Source organism: Mycobacterium sp., from assembly GCF_040509115.1.
Taxonomy (GTDB): domain Bacteria; phylum Actinomycetota; class Actinomycetes; order Mycobacteriales; family Mycobacteriaceae; genus Mycobacterium.
In genome coordinates, this window is sequence record NZ_JBEVLO010000455.1 from 1 (window position 1) to 4,307 (window position 4,307).

Sequence of the window (4,307 nt, forward strand, 5' to 3'; positions counted from 1 at the left end):
GCCCACGGACTGACCGCAGCCCTGCCGCACGGCACCAAGGTCGCGGTGCTGTCTCCCAACCACCCCGAGGCGTGGATCTGCGTGCTCGCCAGTTGGCGGGCGGGGATGGTGTGGGTACCGCTGAACCCGTCGATGCCCGCCGCCGACACCGCCGACCTCGCAGCGACTTTCGACTGTCAGGCGATCTTCTACCACTCATCGCTGGCGCCGGTGGTGGAGCAGCTGCGATCCCGGGTTCCGGAGCTGCGCCTGGCGGTGTGCCTGGACCGCGACGACGAGACCGCCCCGGGGCTGCACAGTTGGTGCGGCGACTTGTCTTCCACCCCACCGGATGTCGTCACCTCGGTCGAGGACATCGTGGCGATCCCGCCGACGGGCGGGACGACGGGGGCCCCGAAGGGAGTCCTCAACAGCCACCGGGGCCTCACCACGTCCACCGCGCTGCTGATGATGTTGATGAACTACGAGGCGAATCAGCCGATCGTCAACCTCGCCGCGGCCCCCATGACACACACGAGCGGCTTCTTGAGCCTGCCCACCACCGCCAGGGGCGGCACCGTCGTGGTTCTCGACAAGGCCGACTACACGATTCTGGCCGACGTGGTGGAGGAGCACGGCGTCACCGAGATGTTCCTGCCGCCGACGGTGATCTACCGCTGGCTGGATCACCTCCGCGGTCAGGAGCGGGACTTCAGCTCATTGCGCTACCTCATCTACGGGTCGGCGCCGATGTCGGTGGATCGCCTCCGCGAGGCCATCGACGTCTTCGGGCCGGTGATGACATCGGCCTACGGGCAGACCGAGGCGCCCGGGACGATCGCGCTGATGCGCTGTGCCGAACTGTTCGACGCCGACGGCACGCTGAACGAGGCGCGCCTGTCGGCCTGCGGTAGGCCGTCGCCGTTGCTCTCGGTGGAGATAAGGGATGACGAGGACCGCGCAGTACCCCGGGGAACCGAGGGCGAGGTCTGCGTCCGTGGCGACTCGGTGATGGTCGGCTACTACGGCCAGCCAGAACGCACTGCAGAGGTGGTCATCGACGGTTGGTTGCACACCGGTGACATCGGTCGGCTGGACGAATACAACTACCTGCACATCACCGACCGCAAGAAGGACATGATCATCAGCGGCGGGTTCAACGTGTTCCCCAGCGAGGTGGAGCAGGTCCTCTGGCGCCATCCCGCCGTCGGTGATTGTGCTGTTGTCGGTGCGCCCCACCCGGACTGGGGCGAGCAGGTGATCGCGGTGGTCGAGCTGCGCGCCGGGGCAGAGGCGACCCCCGAGGAGCTGATCGGTTGGTGCCGTGAGCTTCTCGGCGGAGTGCGCACGCCGAAGCGGATCGAACTGGTCGCCGAACTACCCCGCAGTCACAACGGCAAGGTCCTGCGCAACCGCGTACGTGAGGGTTTCTGGCTCGGCGCGGACCGGCGGATCTGATGGCCCTCGTGACGCAGCGCCGCCGCCCGCCCGTGGGCGAGCTCGCTCGGATGATCGACGTTCGCGGCTTCGCTCCGGCCACGCGGAACAGGCGGCTCGCCCAGATCCACACCGTCGCCGACCTGCGCGCCCTGGCGCGCCGGCGGGTGCCCCGCGCGGTGTTCGACTTCGTCGACGGCGGTGCCGAGGCGGAGGTCAGCATTGCCCGCAATCACGCGGCCTGGCGCGACGTCCGCTTTCACCCACAGATCCTGCGCGACGTCGGCGAGGTGACGCTCTCGCGTTCCCTCCTCGGTGCGCGGGCGGACCTCCCGATAGTCCTGGCCCCGACCGGTTTCACCCGGATGATGCACCACGAGGGCGAACGGGCCGCGGCCCGCGCTGCCGCCCGAGCCGGAATCCCCTACGTGCTGTCGACCGTGGGCACGACGTCGGTCGAGGAGCTGGTCGAGGCGTCTCCCGCTGGTCGCAAGTGGTTCCAGCTCTACCCCCGACGAGACCGGGAGATCAGCGAGGCCCTGGTGGCGCGGGCGCTCGCTGCCGGCTACGACGCCCTGGTCCTGACCCTGGACACCGCGGTGTCCGGAGCCCGCTTCCGGGACGTCCGCAACGGCTTCACCATCCCGCCGCGGATCGGGCCGAGAACTCTCGCCGACATGGCGCGTCATCCGCGCTGGTGGCTCAACCTGATCACCACCGAACCCCTGCGGTTCGCCTCGTTCGATGACTGGCAGGGCACCGCAGCCGAGGTCGCCAACAACATGTTCGACCCGACCCTCGGCATCGAGGACTTTCGCAGGCTGCGCGCGTTCTGGCCGCACCCGTTGCTGGTGAAGGGTGTGCAGACCGTGGCCGACGCGCAGCGGGTCCTCGACGCGGGCGCCGACGGCGTCGTGCTCTCCAATCACGGCGGTCGTCAGCTCGACAGGAGCGAGTCACCGCTGCGCCTGTTGCCCGAGGTGCGGGCGGCCGTCGGCGACCGCCCCGAGGTCTACGTCGACGGCGGCGTGACGTCGGGGGCCGATGTCTGCGCCGCGGTGGCGCTCGGTGCGACCGGCGTCTTCGTCGGGCGTGCCTATCTCTACGGCCTGATGGCCGGCGGAGAGCCCGGCGTCGCCCGCGCGGTCGACATCCTGCGCACCGACGTGGCCCGCACCCTGCGCCTGCTGGGCGTCCCTGACATCGACGCACTCACCACCGACCACGCCTCCCTCCCGACGACGAACAGGAGCAACTGATGTACGACGACTACAAATTCCTCAAGGTGGAACCCGGCGAGGACCGGGTCCTGCGGATCACCATGAACCGACCGGAGAAGCTGAACGCCTCCGGCGAGGTCGGGCACGGTGAGCAGGGTCGGATCTGGCGTGAGTTCGACGACGACCCCGACATGAACGTCGCTCTGATCACCGGCGCGGGCCGGGCCTTCAGTGCCGGTGGCGACATCGAGGCGGGCAACGGCCCACCGGCTGTGGACACCAGGGACGGTCGCGCCTTGGTGCGCAACATGATTGCCTGTCGCAAGCCCATCGTCTCCGCGATCAACGGCGTCGCGGTCGGCGGCGGCCTCGCGATCGCGCTGCTCGCCGACATCAGCATCGCGAGCGAGAAGGCGGTCCTGATGGACGGTCACATCAAGCTGGGCGCTGTCGCGGGTGATCATGCCGCGCTGGTCTGGCCTCTCGCGATCGGCATGGCGCGCTCGAAGTTTCTCCTGCTGACGGGCGACCGGATCAGCGGCCGGGAAGCCGCCGAGATGGGCCTGGTCGGCAAGTGTGTGCCCCATGAGGAGCTGATGCCCACGGCCGAGGACATCGCCGGACGGCTTGCGCGCGGCCCCCAGTTCGCGATCCAGGCCACCAAGGCGGCGCTCAACGACTGGTATCTGCAGAACATCGGCATCTTCGAGCACTCGCTCTACATGGAGGCCCACAGTCTCACCCTGCCCGACGCGGAGGTGGGGATCGCCGCGGTGCGCAGCAAGACCGAACCGGTCTTCCCCGGCGCCGTCGGGGCACACCGCTACTGAACGCCCGAGGTCTCCGCAAGCGTGGAAGGGAGCCCGCTGTGGCTGCTGAGCCGTTCGAGGTCACCGTCACCGAAGCCGAGATCGCAGATCTGCGGGACCGGTTGCGACGCACGCGGTGGCCCGAAGCCGAGCCGGTGGACGACTGGTCACAGGGTCTGCCGTTGGCCTATGCGCAGGACCTGTGCCGCACCTGGGCCGAGGACTACGACTTTGGATTCGCTAAGCGGCTCAACGCCTTTCCGCAGTATCGCGACACCGTCGACGGCTTGGGTATCCACTTCGTGCACGTCCGCTCACCGGAACCGGACGCGTTGCCGCTGGTGCTCACGCACGGGTGGCCGGGTTCGGTGCTCGAGTTCCTGGAGGTGCTTGGCCCGCTGACCGATCCCCGCGCGCACGGTGGGGACCCCGCGGACGCCTTCCACGTGGTGGCTCCGTCGCTGCCCGGGTACGGGTGGAGCGACAAGCCGTCGACCACCGGGTGGGGCGTCGAGCGCATCGCGCGCGCCTGGGACGCGCTGATGGTGTCCCTGGGTTACCCGCGGTACGGGGCCCAGGGCGGGGACTGGGGGTCGGCGGTGTCCGGCGCGCTCGGCGAGGTGGCCCCCGAACGGGTGGTCGGCGTGCACGTGAACATGGGCGCCGTGACGGCAGGCACGTTCGATGACCCGACGCCAGGTGAGCAGGCGAACCTCAAGGCCGCCAACGAGTTCCAGCGCACCGGCCGGGGGTACTCGGGGCAGCAGGCGACGCGGCCGCAGACCCTCGGCTACGGACTCACCGACTCTCCGGCGGGGCAGGCCGCCTGGATCGCCGAGAAGTTCTGGGCGTGGACCGACAA

General features: G+C 69.5%; 4 protein-coding genes. All 4 read left to right on the forward strand.

The window, feature by feature from the left end:
* Positions 1-1,437 (forward strand): class I adenylate-forming enzyme family protein (locus ABW137_RS31035; protein WP_526405946.1); only part of this gene is annotated, 1,437 nt, incomplete at its 5' end.
* Positions 1,437-2,675, forward strand: a complete 1,239-nt coding sequence (locus ABW137_RS31040) for an alpha-hydroxy acid oxidase (protein ID WP_526405948.1) — start codon at positions 1,437-1,439, stop codon at positions 2,673-2,675. The genes ABW137_RS31035 and ABW137_RS31040, both read left to right, overlap by 1 nt.
* Complete coding sequence (locus ABW137_RS31045; protein ID WP_526405950.1) at positions 2,675-3,466, forward strand: enoyl-CoA hydratase/isomerase family protein; 792 nt, start codon at positions 2,675-2,677, stop codon at positions 3,464-3,466. The genes ABW137_RS31040 and ABW137_RS31045 overlap by 1 nt, the downstream gene beginning before the upstream one ends.
* Before the next feature lie 38 nt (positions 3,467-3,504).
* Positions 3,505-4,307, forward strand: an 803-nt coding sequence (locus tag ABW137_RS31050; RefSeq protein ID WP_526405952.1) for an alpha/beta fold hydrolase, incomplete at its 3' end; no start/stop codon positions are given.

Bases quoted from the DNA above. Each gene is read 5' to 3' on its own strand.
- ABW137_RS31040 (WP_526405948.1), top strand. From the start codon at position 1,437: ATGGCCCTCGTGACGCAGCGCCGCCGCCCGCCCGTGGGCGAGCTCGCT.
- ABW137_RS31045 (WP_526405950.1), top strand. From the start codon at position 2,675: ATGTACGACGACTACAAATTCCTCAAGGTGGAACCCGGCGAGGACCGG.